Annotated in this window: 18 protein-coding genes; 10 read left to right on the plus strand and 8 right to left on the minus strand. The window is 59.7% G+C overall.

Going from position 1 to position 18036, the window contains the following annotated elements:
- The first annotated feature begins 82 nt into the window (after nt 1–82).
- Both gcvA and ASC96_RS13220 read left to right on the plus strand, forming a co-directional pair.
- Nucleotides 83–997, plus strand: a complete 915-nt coding sequence (gene gcvA / locus ASC96_RS13215) for a transcriptional regulator GcvA (protein WP_060503520.1) — start codon at nt 83–85, stop codon at nt 995–997.
- 81 nt (nt 998–1078) lie between these two features.
- On the plus strand, nt 1079–1297 hold the full coding sequence (locus ASC96_RS13220; protein WP_060503521.1) for a hypothetical protein: 219 nt from the start codon (nt 1079–1081) through the stop codon (nt 1295–1297).
- A 6-nt stretch (nt 1298–1303) separates the two neighbouring features.
- On the opposite strand, the gene ASC96_RS13225 is transcribed toward ASC96_RS13220, so the two are convergent.
- A complete protein-coding gene (locus ASC96_RS13225) occupies nt 1304–2146 on the minus strand; it encodes a GNAT family N-acetyltransferase (RefSeq protein WP_060503522.1) in 843 nt (280 codons plus the stop codon).
- Between the two features lie 176 nt (nt 2147–2322).
- On the opposite strand from ASC96_RS13225, the gene ASC96_RS13230 reads away from it, so the two are divergent.
- Complete coding sequence (locus ASC96_RS13230) at nt 2323–3249, plus strand: Gfo/Idh/MocA family oxidoreductase (protein ID WP_060503523.1); 927 nt, start codon at nt 2323–2325, stop codon at nt 3247–3249.
- 270 nt (nt 3250–3519) lie between these two features.
- Here the strand turns inward: ASC96_RS13230 and ASC96_RS13235 are convergent, their stop codons facing one another.
- Nucleotides 3520–4413: an MBL fold metallo-hydrolase gene (locus ASC96_RS13235; protein ID WP_082512058.1), complete on the minus strand. Its 894-nt coding sequence runs from the start codon at nt 4411–4413 to the stop codon at nt 3520–3522.
- Between the two features lie 15 nt (nt 4414–4428).
- Nucleotides 4429–4983, minus strand: coding sequence for a cysteine hydrolase family protein (locus ASC96_RS13240; RefSeq protein WP_060503524.1), 555 nt, complete (start codon nt 4981–4983; stop codon nt 4429–4431).
- Nucleotides 4984–5038: 55 nt separating this feature from the next.
- Between ASC96_RS13240 and ASC96_RS13245 the strand changes: the two genes are divergently transcribed.
- Complete coding sequence (locus ASC96_RS13245) at nt 5039–6052, plus strand: helix-turn-helix domain-containing protein (RefSeq protein ID WP_060503525.1); 1014 nt, start codon at nt 5039–5041, stop codon at nt 6050–6052.
- Here the strand turns inward: ASC96_RS13245 and ASC96_RS32645 are convergent.
- The 3 genes from ASC96_RS32645 to ASC96_RS13255 form a co-directional block, all read right to left on the minus strand.
- Nucleotides 6009–6257, minus strand: a complete 249-nt coding sequence (locus ASC96_RS32645; RefSeq protein ID WP_156393791.1) for a hypothetical protein — start codon at nt 6255–6257, stop codon at nt 6009–6011. The genes ASC96_RS13245 and ASC96_RS32645 overlap by 44 nt on opposite strands.
- Nucleotides 6258–6345: 88 nt before the next feature.
- Entirely contained in the window at nt 6346–6795 is a 450-nt protein-coding gene (locus ASC96_RS13250; RefSeq protein ID WP_060503526.1) for a DNA polymerase III subunit chi, read from the minus strand.
- An 8-nt stretch (nt 6796–6803) separates the two neighbouring features.
- Complete coding sequence (locus ASC96_RS13255) at nt 6804–8300, minus strand: leucyl aminopeptidase (protein ID WP_060503527.1); 1497 nt, start codon at nt 8298–8300, stop codon at nt 6804–6806.
- Nucleotides 8301–8623: 323 nt separating this feature from the next.
- On the opposite strand from ASC96_RS13255, the gene lptF reads away from it, so the two are divergent.
- The 6 genes from lptF (at nt 8624) to rsmA (ending at nt 16253) form a co-directional block, all read left to right on the plus strand.
- Nucleotides 8624–9799 (plus strand): LPS export ABC transporter permease LptF, encoded by a 1176-nt coding sequence (lptF, locus tag ASC96_RS13260; protein WP_060503528.1) that lies wholly within the window; start codon nt 8624–8626, stop codon nt 9797–9799.
- Nucleotides 9796–10881, plus strand: a complete 1086-nt coding sequence (gene lptG, locus ASC96_RS13265; RefSeq protein ID WP_060503529.1) for an LPS export ABC transporter permease LptG — start codon at nt 9796–9798, stop codon at nt 10879–10881. The genes lptF and lptG overlap by 4 nt, the downstream gene beginning before the upstream one ends.
- Nucleotides 10881–13214, plus strand: a complete 2334-nt coding sequence (locus ASC96_RS13270; RefSeq protein WP_060503530.1) for an LPS-assembly protein LptD — start codon at nt 10881–10883, stop codon at nt 13212–13214. Before lptG ends, ASC96_RS13270 begins: the two co-directional genes overlap by 1 nt.
- A 232-nt stretch (nt 13215–13446) precedes the next feature.
- A complete protein-coding gene (locus tag ASC96_RS13275; RefSeq protein ID WP_060503531.1) occupies nt 13447–14388 on the plus strand; it encodes a molecular chaperone SurA in 942 nt (313 codons plus the stop codon).
- A gap of 9 nt (nt 14389–14397) precedes the next feature.
- Nucleotides 14398–15426 (plus strand): 4-hydroxythreonine-4-phosphate dehydrogenase PdxA, encoded by a 1029-nt coding sequence (gene pdxA / locus ASC96_RS13280; RefSeq protein ID WP_060503532.1) that lies wholly within the window; start codon nt 14398–14400, stop codon nt 15424–15426.
- On the plus strand, nt 15426–16253 hold the full coding sequence (gene rsmA / locus ASC96_RS13285) for a 16S rRNA (adenine(1518)-N(6)/adenine(1519)-N(6))-dimethyltransferase RsmA (protein WP_060503533.1): 828 nt from the start codon (nt 15426–15428) through the stop codon (nt 16251–16253). Before pdxA ends, rsmA begins: the two co-directional genes overlap by 1 nt.
- A gap of 169 nt (nt 16254–16422) precedes the next feature.
- Here rsmA and gmk read toward each other — a convergent pair whose 3' ends face one another.
- Together gmk and ASC96_RS13295 are read right to left on the minus strand one after the other, a co-directional pair.
- Complete coding sequence (gmk, locus tag ASC96_RS13290; protein ID WP_060503534.1) at nt 16423–17088, minus strand: guanylate kinase; 666 nt, start codon at nt 17086–17088, stop codon at nt 16423–16425.
- The gene (locus ASC96_RS13295) at nt 17085–17972 is read right to left on the minus strand and encodes a YicC/YloC family endoribonuclease (protein WP_060503535.1); all 888 of its coding nucleotides are present in this window, start codon (nt 17970–17972) and stop codon (nt 17085–17087) included. Before ASC96_RS13295 ends, gmk begins: the two co-directional genes overlap by 4 nt.
- Nucleotides 17973–18036 lie beyond the last annotated feature (64 nt).

Below are 18036 nucleotides of genomic sequence, written 5' to 3' on the forward strand. Positions count from 1 at the left end.
CAGTGGGATATTCAGCATTGTTTCGCTTCGTGAAAGCGCATAATTCTATCCGTAACTGTTAGTTTTATTTGAAGCTCCGCTCATGGTTCGACACATTCCCGGAACGCGCTCGCTGCAGGTGCTCGAACTGGCCGGGCGGCATCTCAACTTCACCCGTGCCAGCGAGGAATTAAAGCTCACGCCCGCGGCCGTCAGCCACCAAATCAAGGAACTCGAGGCGCAGCTTGGCGTGACGCTGTTCGTCCGCAAGGGACGGTCGCTGGAACTTACCCGGGCCGGAGAAATCCTCTGCGAAGCCGCCTCCGACGCGCTGGCAAGCCTTAGAAGTGCTGCCAGCCAGGCCCGGAAAAGCCAGGAGCAGCACAAATTCCGCCTCAACGTCACAGCACCGACCTCGATTGCGGCGAAGTGGCTGGTGCCGCGGCTGGATCGGTTCGCAGCGAAGGAACCCAACGCCGAAGTCCGCCTCAACGTCACCTGCGACGTGCAGGATTTCGACCGGGACGAGGTCGATGTGGCGATACGCTTCGGACCCGGCGTCTATCCCGGCCTGCAGGCCGGCCGGCTGTTCGAGCACGTCATCTTTCCGGTCTGCAGTCCCGCACTGCTGCAGCGCGGCGCGGCCGTCTCAACGCCTGAGGATATTCTCCGCTATCCGTTGATCCACCAGTCCTGGAGCGGACAGGGCGTCGTCTGGCCAGACTGGGGCATGTGGATGCTGGCGGCAGGCGTCGATGGTTTCGATCCGCAACCGGGTTTGCTCTACAAGGATACCCATCTTGCCCTTCAGGCGGCGATCGACGGCCGGGGCATAGCGCTTGGCGACGAGGCGCTGGTGGCGGACGATCTTGCTGCGGGCCGGCTGGTGCGTCCGTTCGCCTTGTCGATTGCAGGACCGCCCGGCTTTGCCTATTTCGTCCTCTCGCCTCTGAAAGCGAGCCCGCTGGCCGCAAGCTTTCGAAGTTGGCTGCATGTGGAGGCGGGCCGCACCGCCTGAACCGGCATCCACAAGCAAACACTAAAATTTTACCAAAACCTTTAAGTCACCGTTCAAATGGAGGCTTTAACTTTCCGTTCCATGAAACACGAATCGCAAAATGCCTTCCGGTTCCGGCGCGTCAAATGGGGCGATCCCAGGCACGCGATGAATGCGCTGCGCAACAAGGAGCCGGTTTTCATCGAGGAGGAACCGGCGTCAAACCGCCTGTTCTGGACCCTCGTCGTGCTTCTGGTGATTGCGGTGTTCGTCAGCATCGTCATCTTCGGCAGCCATCGCAACCTGCCGTTTTGGAACTGACGCGCCCTATCCCAACTCGAAAGTGGTAATTCCGTAGATCTGACCGAGCGGCAGGTCCGGCGCAGGGCCGCGATACATCCGCGCCGTTTCGAAGACCGGCTTTAGATTGTAGCGATCACACAGCGCGCGGGCGGCCGCGTTCGGCTCGGGAATATCCAGATAAACCTGGCCACCGCCGACACTGGTCACCAGCTTGCGGAAAATCAGATCGGCGTTCGTTTCGCTGTCGGCAAACAGCGGACCGATCTTGTGACCCTCGCGGCAGGCGCGAATCGTCCCGTAACCAACGACTTCGGAATTGCGCAGGAGAGCAAAGCTTTCGCGCGTATCCATGGCTTTCAGCCATTCGCGCAGGAACGCATCTCTGCGCACCGGATTGAACCGCGCGTCATAATCGGCCAGCATCGGCACAAGGACGGGCGAGACAGAAACCAGTTCCGTGCCGGGCGGCTCGGTGCAGACAACCTCGCCGCCGTAGCGGAAATTGGCATGAGCATAGGCAAACCCGGACTTGCGGTAATTGTCCTGCTGGGCCACCACCCCATCCAGCCCCACCGTTCGGCTGCCTGCCTCCGAAAGCGCCCTTTGCCATAGCGCCAGACCGATCCCCTGCCCGCGATAATCGGGATGGGCCATGTAAAAACCCAGAAAGGCATAGGTTTCGTCGTAGCGCACCAGCGACAGTGCCGCAGCCATGGTGCCATCCTCTTCGGCAATCCAGTAGCCGTCCGGATCCGCCGCCCAAAACGCCGGCGCATCGTCGAAACCGGGGTTCCAGCCCTCCGTCGCAGCCCAGTCTATCAGGATATCGAGATCGGCGCGGCTGGCTTTTCGAATGATCGGGGACATGGCGACTCCTGTTTCAAAATGCAGACTACCCAAATAGCGCAGCTTGGCTATTGTCCACCACCGGCAAAGACGATTGTCTGCAAGTCATCGTTTACAGACTGCGACAGCCGCTTGCCCGGAACCGTCTTTCTGCTACAAAGCCCACCATAAAAGTCATACAAATCGAGCGACACATCATGAGCCCCATTCATATCTCGATCGTTGGCGTCGGCAAGATCGTCCGCGACCAACACCTTCCCTCCATCGCCAAGAATGCCGACTACAAGCTGATCGCCGCCGCCAGCCGCCATGGCGTCGTCGATGGCATCGACAATTTCAAGTCGATCGAGGCGATGCTCGACGCGGTTCCGGCCATCGATGCCGTCTCGCTCTGCATGCCGCCGCAGTTTCGGTATGCCGCCGCCCGTACGGCACTCGAAGCAGGAAAGCACGTCTTCCTCGAAAAGCCGCCAGGTGCGACCCTGAGCGAAGTCGCCGACCTTCAAGCGCTTGCGGATTCGAAAGGCCTGTCGCTGTTTGCCAGCTGGCACTCGCGTTATGCGCCCGCTGTCGAGGCAGCCAAGGCCTTCCTGGCTTCAACGAAGATCAACGATGTCAAGGTGATCTGGAAGGAAGACGTGCGCCACTGGCATCCGAACCAGGACTGGATCTGGGCCGCCGGCGGTCTCGGCGTCTTCGACCCGGGCATCAACGCCCTGTCGATCGTCACCCATATCCTGCCGAACCCGCTGTTCATCACCTCGGCAACGCTGGAATTCCCGGAAAACCGCGATGCGCCGATCGCTGCCTCGATCGTCTTCAGCGACGCCAACAACCTGCCGGTCTCGGCAGAATTCGACTGGCGCCAGACCGGCCATCAGAGCTGGGACATCGTCGCCGAAACCGATGCCGGCATGATGGTTCTCTCCGAAGGCGGCGCAAAACTGTCGATCGACGGCAAGCTGGTGCATGACGAACCGGAGCAGGAATACCCAGCGCTTTACGCCCGCTTCGCCGAAATCATCAAGGCGAAGACGTCGGACGTCGATCTCTCCCCGCTCCGCCACGTCGCCGACGCCTTCATGCTCGGACGGCGCAAATTCGTCGACGCGTTTTTCGATTGAGTCTTCAGTCTGCCTCCAACATCAAAGGGGCCGTGAAGCGATCCGCGGCCTCTAACTGAATGTGGAACCAACGCATATTTTGAGATCGAACCGCTTGCAGCACAAACATTCAGCTGCCGCCGGATGCCCATTTTGCAACAACGGCACGATGTCCGCTTTCGGCCCTGAGCGGACACCGGGGAGTTCGGCATCGCAATTGCAGAGTTAGGCCGCAATGCCCCGCGGCCTAACTTGTTGTTGATGGTATGTTCAGCAATCCTCGCCTATAGCTCAGACGGTTAGGGTTTCCCCGTCGGCTGGGATGAGCAGGCTTCCCGCGAAACCGCGTCTGTCGGCAAAATCTTTCAGATCAGCACGGCTGAGGATGCAATGGTTGATCGCCTCCATGTGCGTCGCGACGATCTTGGCTGCCGGGGCGGCCTTATGGACGGCCAAGACGTCTTCGCGTCCCATTATGATCGGGTCCAACCCGAGCACGACGGCGTTGCCCGTGTTGAGGATGATCACATCTGGCTTGTGCTGGGCCATACTGCTTGCGACGAAGCTGTTCCAAACGGTATCGCCTGCGAGATAGATCGTCTTCTGATCTGGATGGCTGAACACGACGCCGCAGACCTTTCCGAGGACCTCACCTGCAACAGCAAGTGTTGCATCCGAGCCGTGCTGACCTTCAGTCTTTGTCAGTTTCACGCCCTTGAACTCCGACGTGCCCGAAAGCACACGGACATCGCTGAAACCATCCTTCCTGATCAGCGCGGCATCCGTATCGTTCTGGGCGTAGATGGGCAGAGACTTTGGCAGTTTCGATTTCGCCGCTTCGTCCCAGTGATCGGGATGTAGATGGGTGACGATGGCTGCGTCGACATCGATGATCCTGTCTATGGGCATCGGCAGTTCGACGAGCGGGTTGCGAAGCTGGCTATGGGCCGTTCCAGGAAAACCCGGAAACGCGCCCTTGTCGGATAACATCGGGTCGACGAGGAACCGTGCTCCACCGTATTCGACGAGAAGGGTCGCGTTGCGGACCTGGGTGATTTTCGCGTTGCCGCCTTTGGTCGCGGTCTCGGCCAGGGAGAGAGAGGGCGATATCAACGACGAGGCAAGGGCCGCGCCGCCGATCATCAGCGTATGTCGTCGTGTTACGGAGTTCGTTTTGATATTCATGACAGGCTCTTTCGATCAGTTTTTGCTCTGCGAGGCGAGTTCGGCGGCAGACAGCACCTGGCCATAGGCGAACGCGAGTGCCGACATGTAGGCTGCGTGGACCTTGGCGGCGGAAACGACTTCACCTCTGAACTCGACATCGCGTGTGGCGCAGGCATCTTCGACAATGGTAGTACGGTAGCCGAGATCGACTGAGGCCCGTGCGGTTGCGTCGATGCACATATGGCTCATCGCGCCGACCAGAACGACATCCTCTACTGCCGAGGCATTGAGGACGCCGGCAAGGTTCGTTTCGCGAAACGCATTGGGGTAATTTTTTGTAATCACCGTCTCGCCTTCAGCCGGGGCGATCGCCGGAATAAACTCCGTGCCCTCGGTTCCGATAGCGAAGAACGGTGCTTCTGCGGGGCTCTCATGCCGGACATGGATGACGATGTCACCCTTGTTCCGGGCAGCCTCTACAACCTGCGTCGCCTTTGATACTGCCGCATCGATCCCCACCAGCGGAAACCGGCCCGAACCCAGATAATCCTTTTGGAGGTCGATGATGACCACTGCGCGTTTGCCCATCAGGCATCTCCTTTTCTGAAGTGATGAGCTAGAATAGTCGCGTCATTTGCACCATGTGAGTGGCGGTAATGACAAATGGCGGGTCGATATGGACAACGATGAGCTCATTCCTGAGATAGGCATTGTAGACTACGAGGGCGCACAGACAGCCTCGGTGCTCGGGATGACCGACCTCTTGGCCGCCGCCGAGGCTCGTGCGCGCGAGCGAGGCGGCGGCAACCAGTTAAGACTAAGAATTAGCCATTGGCGCACAGCTGCAGGCCAGAGTGCACCCGAGAGAACCTACGACACCCTGCCGGGAGCACTTGGACACCCAACGGTGATCATTGTTCCGCCCGGATTGGGCGATCTGCCTCCGACGGCCGAGGCAGAGGTCTATGCGGATTGGCTTCGCGAGCAACACGCCAAGGGCTCGGTGCTCGGTTCGGTCTGCAAGGGAGCATTCCTTCTAGGCGAGACGGGACTTTTTGCGGGGCGAACGGTCACGACCCACTGGACCTATGAGGAACAACTTGTCCGAACGTTTCCCGGCGTCTCGATCAACACGGACAGGATCATCATCGACGACGGTGATATTCTGACAGCCGGCGGCGTGATGGCCTGGATCGACCTCAGTCTCAAGCTGATCGAACGCTTTCTCGGTCCTAGCGTGATGTTGGATACTGCTCGTGCATTCTTGGTCGATCCCCCCGGTCGAGAGCAAAGCTACTATAGCGCCTTTTCTCCGCGCCTGAACCATGGTGACGCGGCCATCCTGAAGGTCCAGCATTGGCTTCAGGCCATTGAAGGAAAAGAGACCAGGCTAGGTGTCCTTGCCGAACAGGCTGGTCTTGAAGAGCGCACCTTCATGCGCAGGTTCCAGAAGGCTACCGGCCACACCACAGGCGAATATGTGCAGCGCCTGCGCATGCATAAAGCCCGCGATCTCCTGCAGTTTACCCAAGACCCCGTCGGTACGGTCGCCTGGAAAGTGCATTACATCGATCCGAGCGCGTTTCGAAAAGTATTCAATCGGATTGTCGGTCTCACTCCGGCGGAATACAGACAGCGATTTCGAGGTGGATTGTAGCTTGCGCCACGGCAGTCCCGATTTTTTGCTCCCAGTCGAGTTGGATCGAAGCTTCAAATACCCCGAGATATCCGGCCATTGGTTCGCAACGACATAGGCAGATCATGCAGTCCCATTGTTGCTGTCTCGACCATACAGAGCCGTCGACTTCAGTTTCAATGTCCGGTATTGGGCGCAAAGCCGACGTGATGCCGTCGACTTTCATGACCGCTTCCTGCAACAATACGCCTTCCACGTTCAAGCCAGAGGCTAACGGCACGATCCTTGGCCTCTTCGATTGATGCCCGAAAGCATCACGCCTTCTTCACCCAGCGCCCGTCCTGATTCTGCTGCCAATAGGTCAGCGTGTGCCCCTCGCCCTTCAGCACCTTCCAGTGCGCCCGCGCCCCTTCCAGCTGTTCCTGATCGTATCCATCGAACATGAACACCACCCGTTCATAGTCGCCGACCGGTGGCGGCATGGCGCCGTCGATGATGAAGCGGACGGTGGCGGCGTTGCCGTTCCCCTCGCCTGCCGTCAGGAGAATCGGCTGGTCGCCCGAAAACTCCGTCGCATCGGTGCCGTGCGGCAGGAAACTGTCATCCCGATAGGTCCACAGATGACTGTCGAGCATGTCGCGGCGCTCGTCGTTCAGCGTCTGGACGACGACACGCCAGCCGCGCTCGACACAACGGTCGAGCAACGGCGGCAGCGCGTCTTCGAGCTTGGATTCTGTCAGGTGGTAGAACAGGATTTCGGTCACGTCGCGGGTCAGTTCTCGTAATTGGCGCGGACCAGTTCATCCAGCAGCCGCACACCGAAGCCGGAGGCCCAGGACTGGTTGATCTCGTCGGTCGGTGAACCCATCGCGGTTCCTGCGATGTCGAGATGCGCCCAAGGCGTATCCTTGACGAAGCGCTTCAGGAACTGGGCGGCGGTGATGGACCCGGCGTAGCGACCGCCTGTATTCTTCATATCGGCAAACTTGCTGTCGATCATCTTGTCATATTCCTTGCCGAGCGGCAGGCGCCATAGGCGTTCCTGCGTGGTCAGCCCGGCCGCGGTCAGCTGCCCGGCCAGCCGGTCGTCATTGGTGAACAGGCCGGCATGATGGCTGCCGAGCGCCACCATGACGGCGCCAGTCAGCGTCGCCAGGTTGATCATGAACTGCGGCTTGAAGCGGTCGTTACAATACCACAGCGCATCGCACAGCACGAGCCGGCCCTCGGCATCGGTGTTGATGATCTCGATGGTCTGGCCGGACATCGAGGTGACGATATCGCCCGGACGCTGGGCGTTGCCATCCGGCATGTTTTCCACAAGGCCGATGATTCCGACGACATTCGCCTTGGCCTTGCGGCTTGCCAGCACGTGCATCAGGCCGGTCACGGCGGCAGCGCCGCCCATATCGCCCTTCATCTCTTCCATGCCCGCACCAGGCTTGATCGAGATGCCGCCACTGTCGAACACCACGCCCTTGCCAACGAAGGCAACCGGCTTATCCTTCGGCTTGCCACCCTTCCACTGCATGACCGCCAGACGCGGCGGCCGCACCGACCCCTGTGCCACGCCGAGCAGCGCACCCATGCCGAGCTTCTTCATTTCGCGCTCGGTGAGGAGCTCGACTTCGACGCCGAGCTTTTCCAGCTCCTTCGCTTTGGCCGCGAATTCGACAGGTCCGAGAATATTGGCGGGCTCGTTGACGAGGTCACGGGCGATGAAGACACCTTCGGCAATCGCCTGCGAATTGATCGCGGCCTTCTTGGCGGCAAGGACGGCGCCTGTGACGATCGTCACCCTGACCGGCTTGGGCGGCCCTTTCTGGTCGTCATCGTCCTTCTTCGTCGTCTTGTAGGCGTCGAAGCTGTAGGCATTCATCTCCATGCCGAGGGCGAAATCGGCCGCCGCCTTGCCCGACACCTCGATGCCCGGTGCATCGAGGAAAATCACCACCTTGTCGGCACCACGGATTTTCGACGCAGCAGCACCGCCAGCCCTCAGCCAGTCATGCGCCGCCAGCTCGGCACCATCGCCGATGCCAAGCACCACGATGCGATCGACGGGCGCGCCCTGCGGCGCAACGATGTCGAGTGTCCGTAGCGATTTCGCCTTGAACTTGGCGATTCGCGCAGCCTTTTCAATAATTGCGCCGGGATCGGCTTCCGCAGCCCCAGCCGCCTCTTTTCCGTCAAGAGTCTTCAGCAGGATCGCCAGGCCGCCTGACAGGCGCGCTGACTTGCTGAAACCGATTTCAAATTTCAATGACATGAAGAAACTCCAGAATTGCCTTTGGCCGACGCCAGTCTGTTACATGGCGGTTACAGTGGCAAACATTCGCCATCAACCGCAAGCCCGGAAACATGTTCATGCACCGTTGTCGGTTTCGATGACCTTGGCAAGGCGCCGCCTTGCGTTTACATGCTGTTAACTATCATTCTTTGCCGAGCCTTAGCCCTGCTCTTTTACAATTTGGTTATCGTGGAAAACTTGCAAACCGGTTCGATCAGCGCGATAGGGACATTTGGCTTGGCCATGCCCAGACTGGCGATGGCAAACCGGACATACGGCAGGAAGATGGGCCAGGACCCCGCATGAAACTGATCGAACGCTATATCCTGAAGCGGGCAACGGGCATGTTCTTTGCCACGCTTTTGCCGCTGATGGCGATTGTCTGGACGACGCAGGCGCTGGCAAGCGTCAATCTGGTTACCGATAGCGGCCAGTCGGTGCTGGCCTTCATGCGCCTTGCAACGCTCGTCCTGCCGTCGATCATTCCCCTTATTCTCCCCTTCGCGCTGGTCATCGGCGTGGCACAGACGCTGACGGCGATGAATGCCGATTCGGAGTTGACGGTGCTAAATGCCGCCGGCAGCTCCCGCATGATGATCATCCGGCCGATCATCTATCTCGGCCTCGCGCTCAGCGCGGTGTCGTTCACCGTCGATAACTTCGTCGAGCCTTATTCGCGCATGGCCGTGCGCAAGATGATTGCTACCGCGCATGCCGACCTTCTGTCGTCGGTCGTTCAGGAAAACACCTTTCGCAAGATCGCCGATGGCCTCTATGTCCAGGTCGCCTCACGGCGCAGCGGCGGCGTCCTGCACGGCATTTTCGTCGCCGATTCGCGCGACCCTGCCTACGAACTCGTCTATTATGCCCGCGAAGGCGCCGTTGATGACAGCGGTTCTGCACTGGTGATGAAAGACGGCGAGGTGCATCGCAAACTGCCCGACGGCAATGTTTCGATCATCAAATTCGACAGCTACGCCTTCGATCTGACCGATATGACGAAAGCAGCCGGCCAGGCGACGATCCGCGCCAAAGACCGGGACCTGCCCTTCCTGATCAATCCCGATCCGAAGGACCCGGTCTATGAGAAAAATCCGGGATCTTTCGAGGCGGAACTGCATCGCCGTCTCACCGAATGGACATATCCGCTACTGTTTGCCTTGATCGCGCTGGTCTTCAGCAGCGATGCCCGCTCGCACCGCGAAGCTCGCGTGCATCCGATGATCACGGCGCTTTTGACCTGTCTGTTCATCCGCTGGACAACCTTCTATGCGGCCAACAGCGCCGAGGAATCGCGCTTCTTCATCCCGATCATGTATTTGATCCCGCTTGGCACCGGCTATCTGGCGATACGGCAGTTGATGGGCAACAGGCGGCTTGAAATTCCTCTCACGCTGGAGCAGAAGGTCAACGAGATTCTGGTTCGCCTGCGCCTGACCAAGGCCAACCCGGCATCTGACGGGAACCAGGTGAAATGATCTTCACGACGCTCGGGCGTTATTTTTTCAAGCGATACGCGATCACCACATTCTGGTTCCTCGCCGGTATCTTCGCGTTGATCTTCATCATCGACTTCAGCGAACTCGCCAACCGGATGTCGCAACTGCCGCGCTACTCTGTTACCGGGGCGCTGTTGATGACGACGTTCCGCATCCCGATGATTTTGCAGCAGACAGTGCCTTTCGTCGCCCTGTTTGCTGGCATGGCCGCCCTGATTTCACTCAATCGCCGCTATGAACTGGTGGTGACACGCGCCGCCGGCATCTCCGTTTGGCAGTTCCTGCAGCCTTTCGTTATCGGCGCATTCCTGTTCGGCGTTGCAACGGTGATCGTGCTCAATCCGATCGCATCCTGGGGCACGAAACAGGCAGAAGCGCTTGAGGCTGAATGGGGCAGTTCATCCTCGGCCGTCTCGGCAATTTCCATCCCCTGGCTGCGCCAGATCTACGGAAAAGACGATACGATCATCGGCGCCCGGTCCGTTCAGGACGAAGGCAAGACGCTGATCAATGTGACGGTGATCCATTTCGATCCGCTTGGCACGATCGTTTTAAGGCAGGACGCCGCCTCGGCAAAACTGGAAGATGGTTACTGGCTTCTTAATGGGGTGACGGAAACCCGCAACGGTGAGCTGCCACGCCGCCTCGCAACGGTACAACTGCCGACCCATCTGAAGCCGGAATTCGTCCAGGAAACGTTGACGAAGGCTGATTCTATTCAATTTTTCGACCTGAGGCGCAAAATCGAAGTAGCGAAGTCCTTCGGCTTCCCGACCAATGCGATGGAAACCCAATTCCACTCCATGCTGGCGCTCCCGCTGCTTCTGGTCGCAATGACTCTGATCGCTGCAAGCGTCTCGTTAAAATTTAGCCGGTTTAACCAATCGAGACCGGTAATTCTCGGTGGAATCCTGTCGGGCTTCGTGCTTTATGTCGTCACCGTGCTTGTCAAAGCATTCGGGAGCAGCGGCATAGTGCCTCCGTTCGTTGCAGCCTGGTTGCCAGTTGTTGTAGCGATGGCGCTGGGTTCGACGATTCTATTGCATGAGGAGGATGGCTAGTGGCGGCAAGCAACCGCAAACATATCAGGCTGCTGGCGGCCATTCTGCTTTCCGGTGTTGCGCTGCAGGTGCTGACGCCGATCGCACCCGCATGGGCACAAGACACCAATATCGATTCGCTCAATCCGAAGCTCCCCGAAGACGCCAAGATGCTTCTGTCGGCCAACGAGCTCGTCTACAACAAGGATGCGGAGCGCGTCATCGTACGCGGCGCAGTCCAGATCAATTATGGCGGCTACCAGATGGTCGCCCAGCAGGTCGAATACAGCCAGAAGACCGGGCGCATCATTGCGACCGGTGAAATCGAGCTGATCGAGCCCGGCGGCAACAAGGTCTATGCCGACCAGATGGACGTGACCGACGATTTCGGCAACGGCTTCATCGAGCGGCTGCGGGTCGAAACCACCGACCTGACGAAGCTCGCCGCCGTGACCGGCGAGCGGCGCAATGGCGAGGAGATGATTCTCAACAACGCCGTCTACACGGCCTGCACCCCCTGCGCGACCGATCCCGACCACAAGTCGCTCTGGCACGTCAAGGCGCAGCGCATCGTTCAGAACGGCAAGACCCATACGATCCGTATGGAGAATGCCAAGTTCGAGCTGTTCGGCAAGCCGATCCTGTACCTGCCGGTGCTCGAGGTTCCTGACCAGACGGTCAAGCGCAAGAGCGGCTTCCTCATTCCGAAATTCGGCTATACCCAGAAGCTCGGCGCCGGTGTCAGCATTCCTTATTACTGGGCGATCTCGCCCTATATGGATGCGACGGTCACGGCAACCGGCCTCAGCCGCCAGGGTTTCCTGCTGCAGGGCGAGTTCCGCCAGCGCTTCGAAAACGGCGAACATATTCTCAGCATGGCTGGGATCAGTCAGCTGAACCGCAGCAGCTTTACCGGCAACACCGTCGACGCCCAGGAAACCAATCGCGGCATGATCGGTTCCAAGGCCAAGTTCGATATCAACCCGCGCTGGACCTTCGGCTGGGATGTTCTCGTCCAAAGCGACAACAACTTCGCCAAGACCTATGAGCTTTCGACCTTCGACGGCACGACCTTTACAAACCAAGTCTATCTGTCGGGTCTCGGCAAGCGCAATTCCTTCGATGCCCGCGCCTTCTATTTCGATATCCAGGATGCCGATCCGGACAGCATCGCGGAAAACAAGCAGGCCGTCGCTCAGGTTCTCGATTATTCCTATACCCACCCGGCACCGGTGTTCGGTGGCGAGTTGACCGCCGATATCAATCTGACAAACATCAATCGCAACCGCGAGGATGAGCTGGAAATACCGGGCATTGTCGATCGCTTCCGCGGCCTTGAGGGCACGTATCAGCGTTTCACGGCCGACCTTGAGTGGAAACGCAATTTCATCGTTCCCGGTGGCCTGTCGCTGACGCCGATCCTGGCGGCTCGCGGCGACCTGATCGGATCGTCGATGACCGATCCGGGCATCGACTATACCGGCAACTTCAACAGCGACGACGCCACCACGCGGCGGATGCTGACCGCCGGTATCGATGCACGTTACCCCATCCTTTTGGCGACCGACTACAGCAGCCACATCATCGAACCGATCGCCCAGATTTTCGCCCGGCCCAATGAGGAATATGCTGGCGGTTTGCCGAACGAAGATGCGCAGAGCTTCGTCTTCGACGCGACATCGCTGTTCGACCGCGACAAGTTCTCGGGTTATGACCGTATCGAAGGTGGAACACGCGCCAATCTTGGCGTGCGCTATACCGGTGCTCTTGGCAACGGCTATGCCTTGCGTGCCATCGCCGGCCAATCCTTCCATCTTGGCGGCGTGAATTCGTTTGCAACCGACGACCTGGTCAAGGCCGGTGCGAATTCGGGCCTTGAAACCGACCGCTCCGATTATGTAACGATGATCGGCATCGACGCGCCTTCCGGCATCACAGCCAGCCTCAGTGGCCGCTTCGACGAGAAAGATTTCAACATGCGCCGTGCCGATGCGACGCTTGGTTATCAAGGTATCTTCTGGCAGACGGCCCTCACCTATACCAGTATCCAGGCACAGCCACTTTATGGCTCGACCAGTGATCAGGATGAAATCCAGACGGCTGCGGCCTACAAGTTTGCCGATTACTGGTCGGTGTTCGGATCGATTACGTACGATCTGAACAGTAATGTCATCACCCGCAATGGCATCGGCATCACCTATGACGACCGGGATACGATCTTCTCGCTGGTCTACAAGGAAGAGCGCGACAGCAATCAATCCATTGCCAATGACTGGTCGATCGGCGCGCGTATCAGCTTCCGTACACTCGGCGATATCTACGTTGGTGACACGAAGTTTGACGGCTTGAACTGAGGCGCGCCGCCCTGATGGCGCCCTCGTCTCCGCTGTAACAGCCGTTTTCTAAACGTGCTGTCACAGAGAATTGACGGCCGAAGCGCTATTTTGCGGCGAACGGCAGGTCTTGTCATTGTTCGGCCGCATGTATTATGCATCTGTTGCGCAGAAATGCGCAGGATGATGGCGCTTGGCATGAAGACCATGGCCCGGACACAGGATGTCCAGGGCAAATGAAAAGGACTAAAGAATGGGCGGGAAGCTTTCGATCACGCGCACGGTTTCGGCAATAGTTCTTGCCTGCGGCCTGGCTCTTTCCTCCGCGCCGGTCACTTACGCCGCAAGCAAGGTGGTTGCTGTCGTCAACGGTTCGCCCATCACATCCGGCGACATTGCCAAGCGCGCTGCTTTCATGCGCCTGCAGCGACAGAGCGGCGGCCCGGGCGCTGCCCGCGAGCAGATGATCGATGAAGCCCTCAAGCGCGAGGAAGTTCTGCGCGTCGGCGCCTCGGTCAGCACCACGGAAGTCGAAGGCGCCGTTGGGCGCTTCGCCGCCGGCAACAAGCTCTCCGTTCAGCAGCTGTCGCAGGTTCTCGATCAGGCAGGGGTCGGCATCGATCACTTCAGGAACTATGTCGCCGTTGCCATGAGCTGGCCACGGGTCGTCAATGCCCGCTTCGGCGGCGGCGGCGGTGGACGCCTGTCGAACGAAGACCTCGTCCGGCGCATGCAGGAAAACGGCGGCAACAAGCCGGTCACCACGGAATACTTCCTGCAGCAGGTGATCTTTGTCGTGCCCGCCGCCAAGCGCAACGCCATCATCGGCAAGCGCCAGGCTGAGGCCAATGCGTCGCGCTCGAAATTCCCGGGCTGTGAGCAGGCAAAGGTCTTTGCTGCCACGATGCGCGACGTATCGATCCGCAATCTCGGCCGCATGATGGCGCAGGAGCTTCCGGCCGACTGGAAGCCACTGATCGAAAAGGCTGGCGACAACGGCACGACCGGCACCCGCGTCACGGAACGTGGTGTCGAATATCTCGCCATCTGCAAGAAGCGCGAAGTCTCTGACGATCTGGCTGCCGAAATCGTTTTCCGTGCCGAAGATCTCGGTAAGAAGACCGGTGGGGAAGATCCCAACAGCAAGCGTTACATCGAGGAACTGCGCAAGCGCGCACAGATCATCGAAAAGTAATAAAACAGCATGAACCCGACGCGCGCCAGGCCGCTCGCCCTGACCATGGGCGATCCCGCCGGGATTGGCCTCGACATTACCCTTGACGCCTGGATCAACAGGCAAGCCTGGCAGACGCCGCCGTTCATTCTGATCGGCGATGCCGCTGCGCTTGAGGCCAGAGCCCGTGTTCTCGGCCATAGCGCTGCCATCCGCGAAACGGATTGCGCCAGCGCTATCAGCATCTTCAACGATGCTCTGCCAGTGCTGCCAGTGGCCTGCGCGGCAGCTGTCACGCCCGGCATGCCGGACTCCACCAATGCAGCCGCCATCACCGGTGCCATCGAAACCGCGGTGCGGCTGACGATGGAAGGTTCCACCTCCGCCATTGTCACCAATCCGATCGCCAAGTCGGTGCTCTATGACGCCGGCTTTCAATTTCCAGGCCATACGGAATTTCTCGCCGACCTCGGCGAGCGCCTGACAGGTGAGCCGCTGCTTCCGGTCATGATGCTTGCCGGGCCGAAGCTGATGGCCGTTCCGGTGACGATCCATATCCCGCTGAAGGATGTGCCGGAGCAGTTGAGTGCCGATCTGATTTACCGCACCTGCGCGATCACCGTGCGCGACTTGAAGGAACGCTTCGGTCTTGCCTCCCCTCGCGTCGCCGTTGCCGGTCTCAATCCGCATGCGGGTGAAGGCGGCGCACTTGGGCTGGAAGACGATGCAATCATCCGCCCCGTCATCGAACGATTGAAGATCGAAGGCGTCGATATCACCGGCCCCCTGCCCGCCGACACCATGTTCCATGACCGCGCCCGCGCCACATACGATGTAGCGATCTGCATGTATCACGATCAGGCGCTGATCCCTGCCAAGGCGCTCGGCTTCGACGACAGCGTCAACGCGACGCTCGGGCTGCCGTTCATCCGCACCTCGCCGGATCACGGCACGGCGTTCAGCCTTGCCGGCAAGGGCATTGCCCGCGCCGACAGCCTGCTGGCAGCACTGCGGATGGCACAGCAATTGGCCGATAATACCGCACGAGGAGAAAACTGATGGCAGCGATCGACGGTTTGCCGCCGCTGCGCGACGTTATCGCCCGCCACGGCCTGGATGCTAAAAAGGCGCTCGGCCAGAACTTTCTGCTCGACCTCAACCTCACCCAGAAGATCGCCCGCACGGCTGGTCCGCTTGAGGGCGTGACGGTGATCGAGGTCGGCCCCGGTCCGGGCGGCCTCACCCGCGCCATCCTGTCGCTGGGCGCCAAGAAGGTCATTGCCATCGAGCGCGATTCCCGCTGCCTGCCCGCTCTTGCCGAAATTTCGGATTTCTATCCCGGCCGTCTCGAAGTGGTCGAAGGCGATGCGCTGAAGACACGGTTCGAGGAGCTTGTCACCGAGGGGCCAGTCAAGATCATCGCCAACCTGCCTTACAATGTCGGCACGCAGCTTCTGGTCAACTGGCTTTTGCCGAAGGTCTGGCCGCCGTTCTACCAGTCGATGACGCTGATGTTCCAGCGCGAAGTGGGCCTCAGGATCGTTGCCGAAGCCGATGACGACCATTACGGCCGCCTCGGCGTGCTTTGCGGCTGGCGCACGAACGCCCGCATGGCCTTCGACGTACCGCCACAAGCCTTCTCACCGCCGCCGAAGGTCACGTCATCCGTGGTGCATCTCGAACCGCTCGAAAACCCGATCCCCTGCTCGGCAGAAGCCCTCGAAAAGGTAACGATGGCCGCCTTTGGCCAGCGCCGCAAAATGCTGCGCCAGAGCGTCAAATCGATCGGTGGAGAAGCCTTGCTGGCCAAGGCCGAGATCGACCCGAAACGCCGGGCGGAAACACTGTCGGTGGAAGAGTTCTGCCGGTTGGCGAATTGTATGTAGCCTGTCCTCTTCTCCCCAGCGGGGAGAAGTGCCGAGCGCATTCGAGGCGATGAGGGGGAGCTTTCCACGAATCGGAAGCCTGCCGCCCCCTCATCTGGCCCTACGGGCCACCTTCTCCCCGCTGGGGAGAAGAGAGAGCAATTGGCACCTGATCCCTAACCAGAGACCATCAGAGCTTCGGCGTTTCCGTCAGCAAACCATTGACGAATTCGAACAGTCCCGGACGACGGTCGCGGCGAAGCCGCTCGGCCTCGACAATGGCCTTGACGGAGGCGAAGGCGCTGTCGAGATCCTCGTTGACGACGATATAGTCATATTCCAGCCAGTGCTCGATCTCCGAGCGCGAATTGGCCAGCCGCGTGGCAATCACCTCTTCGGTATCCTCGGCACGCCGATGCAGACGGGACTGCAGTTCGGCCATGGTCGGCGGCAGGATGAAGATCGAGACGACATCGCCGCCCATCTTTTCCTGCAACTGCTGGGCACCCTGCCAATCGATATCGAACAGCATGTCCTGCCCTTCCGACATCGCCGTCTCGACGGCATCGCGTGGCGTGCCGTAGAAATTGCCGTGAACCTCGGCCCATTCCAGCAGCGCATCGGTCTGGCGCAACCCCTCAAATTCGCGGATCGACTTGAAGAAATAGTGCCGCCCTTCGATCTCGCTCGGACGCCGCTTGCGCGTCGTGACACTGACCGAAATGCTCATATGCGGATCGGATTCGAGCAGGTTGCGCGCAATCGTCGACTTGCCCGCGCCCGAAGGCGACGAGATCACCAGCATGAGACCGCGGCGCTGAATGGCTTTGGTGGACGTTTGGCTCACGGGGTTCACTCCAGATTTTGGACCTGTTCACGGAACTGGTCGATGACGACCTTCAATTCAATACCAGCGGCAGTGACCGCAGCGGCATTCGACTTGGAACAGATGGTATTTGATTCGCGGTTAAATTCCTGAGAAAGGAAATCGAGTTTGCGGCCGACAGGGCCGCCTTTTTGCAAAAGATCCCGGGCTGCCGTCACATGGGTGCGCAAGCGGTCGATCTCCTCGCGGATATCGGCCTTGGCCGCCAGCAGTGCCACTTCGGCATAGAGACGTTCCGGATCGATCTTCGAGCCGCCGTCCATCACCAGGGCCACCTGGCTGGCAAGGCGGGCGGTAATGACGGCCACACTGCGCGACGGGTCTGCCTCGATCTCGCTGGTCAGCGTCTCGATCCGGTCGATCTGTTCCAGCAAGACCCGGCGGAGCGCCACGCCTTCCCCCTCGCGCATCGAGGTCATGTCGGAAAGGGCCTGACGCAATCCGGCGAGGATATCGCTATCGCGGGTGGCGCGCTCGCCCTCCTGTTCTTCCGGTTCGCGAAAATCAACGATGCCGCGAATGGACAGAAGCGTATCGAGGCGCAGTGGCGCCGGATCGATGACATCGCGCAACTGCTCGCGCAACGACAGGACGGCTGAAAGAGCCCCCTGGTTGATCACCGGCTCGACGCTGGTTTCGCTGGCGCTGACGGTGAGGTTGACCTGCATGTTGCCGCGCGCGAAGCTCTCACCGGCCAGCTTGCGGACGTCCGTTTCCAGATGCTCCGTGCCCGTCGGCAGCCGCAACCGCAGATCCAGCCCCTTGCCGTTGACCGAACGGAGTTCCCACGCCCAGCGGTAACGTCCGCAAGTCCCCTCGCGGCGGGCAAATCCCGTCATGGATTGCAGCGGCATCGTTTTTTCCTCCGGCCCGGCAGTATTCTCCTCAACGAAGTGTCGGAAGCTGCGGAACTTTGAA

It is taken from the genome of Rhizobium sp. Root1204 (assembly GCF_001424965.1).
Classification (GTDB): domain Bacteria; phylum Pseudomonadota; class Alphaproteobacteria; order Rhizobiales; family Rhizobiaceae; genus Pararhizobium.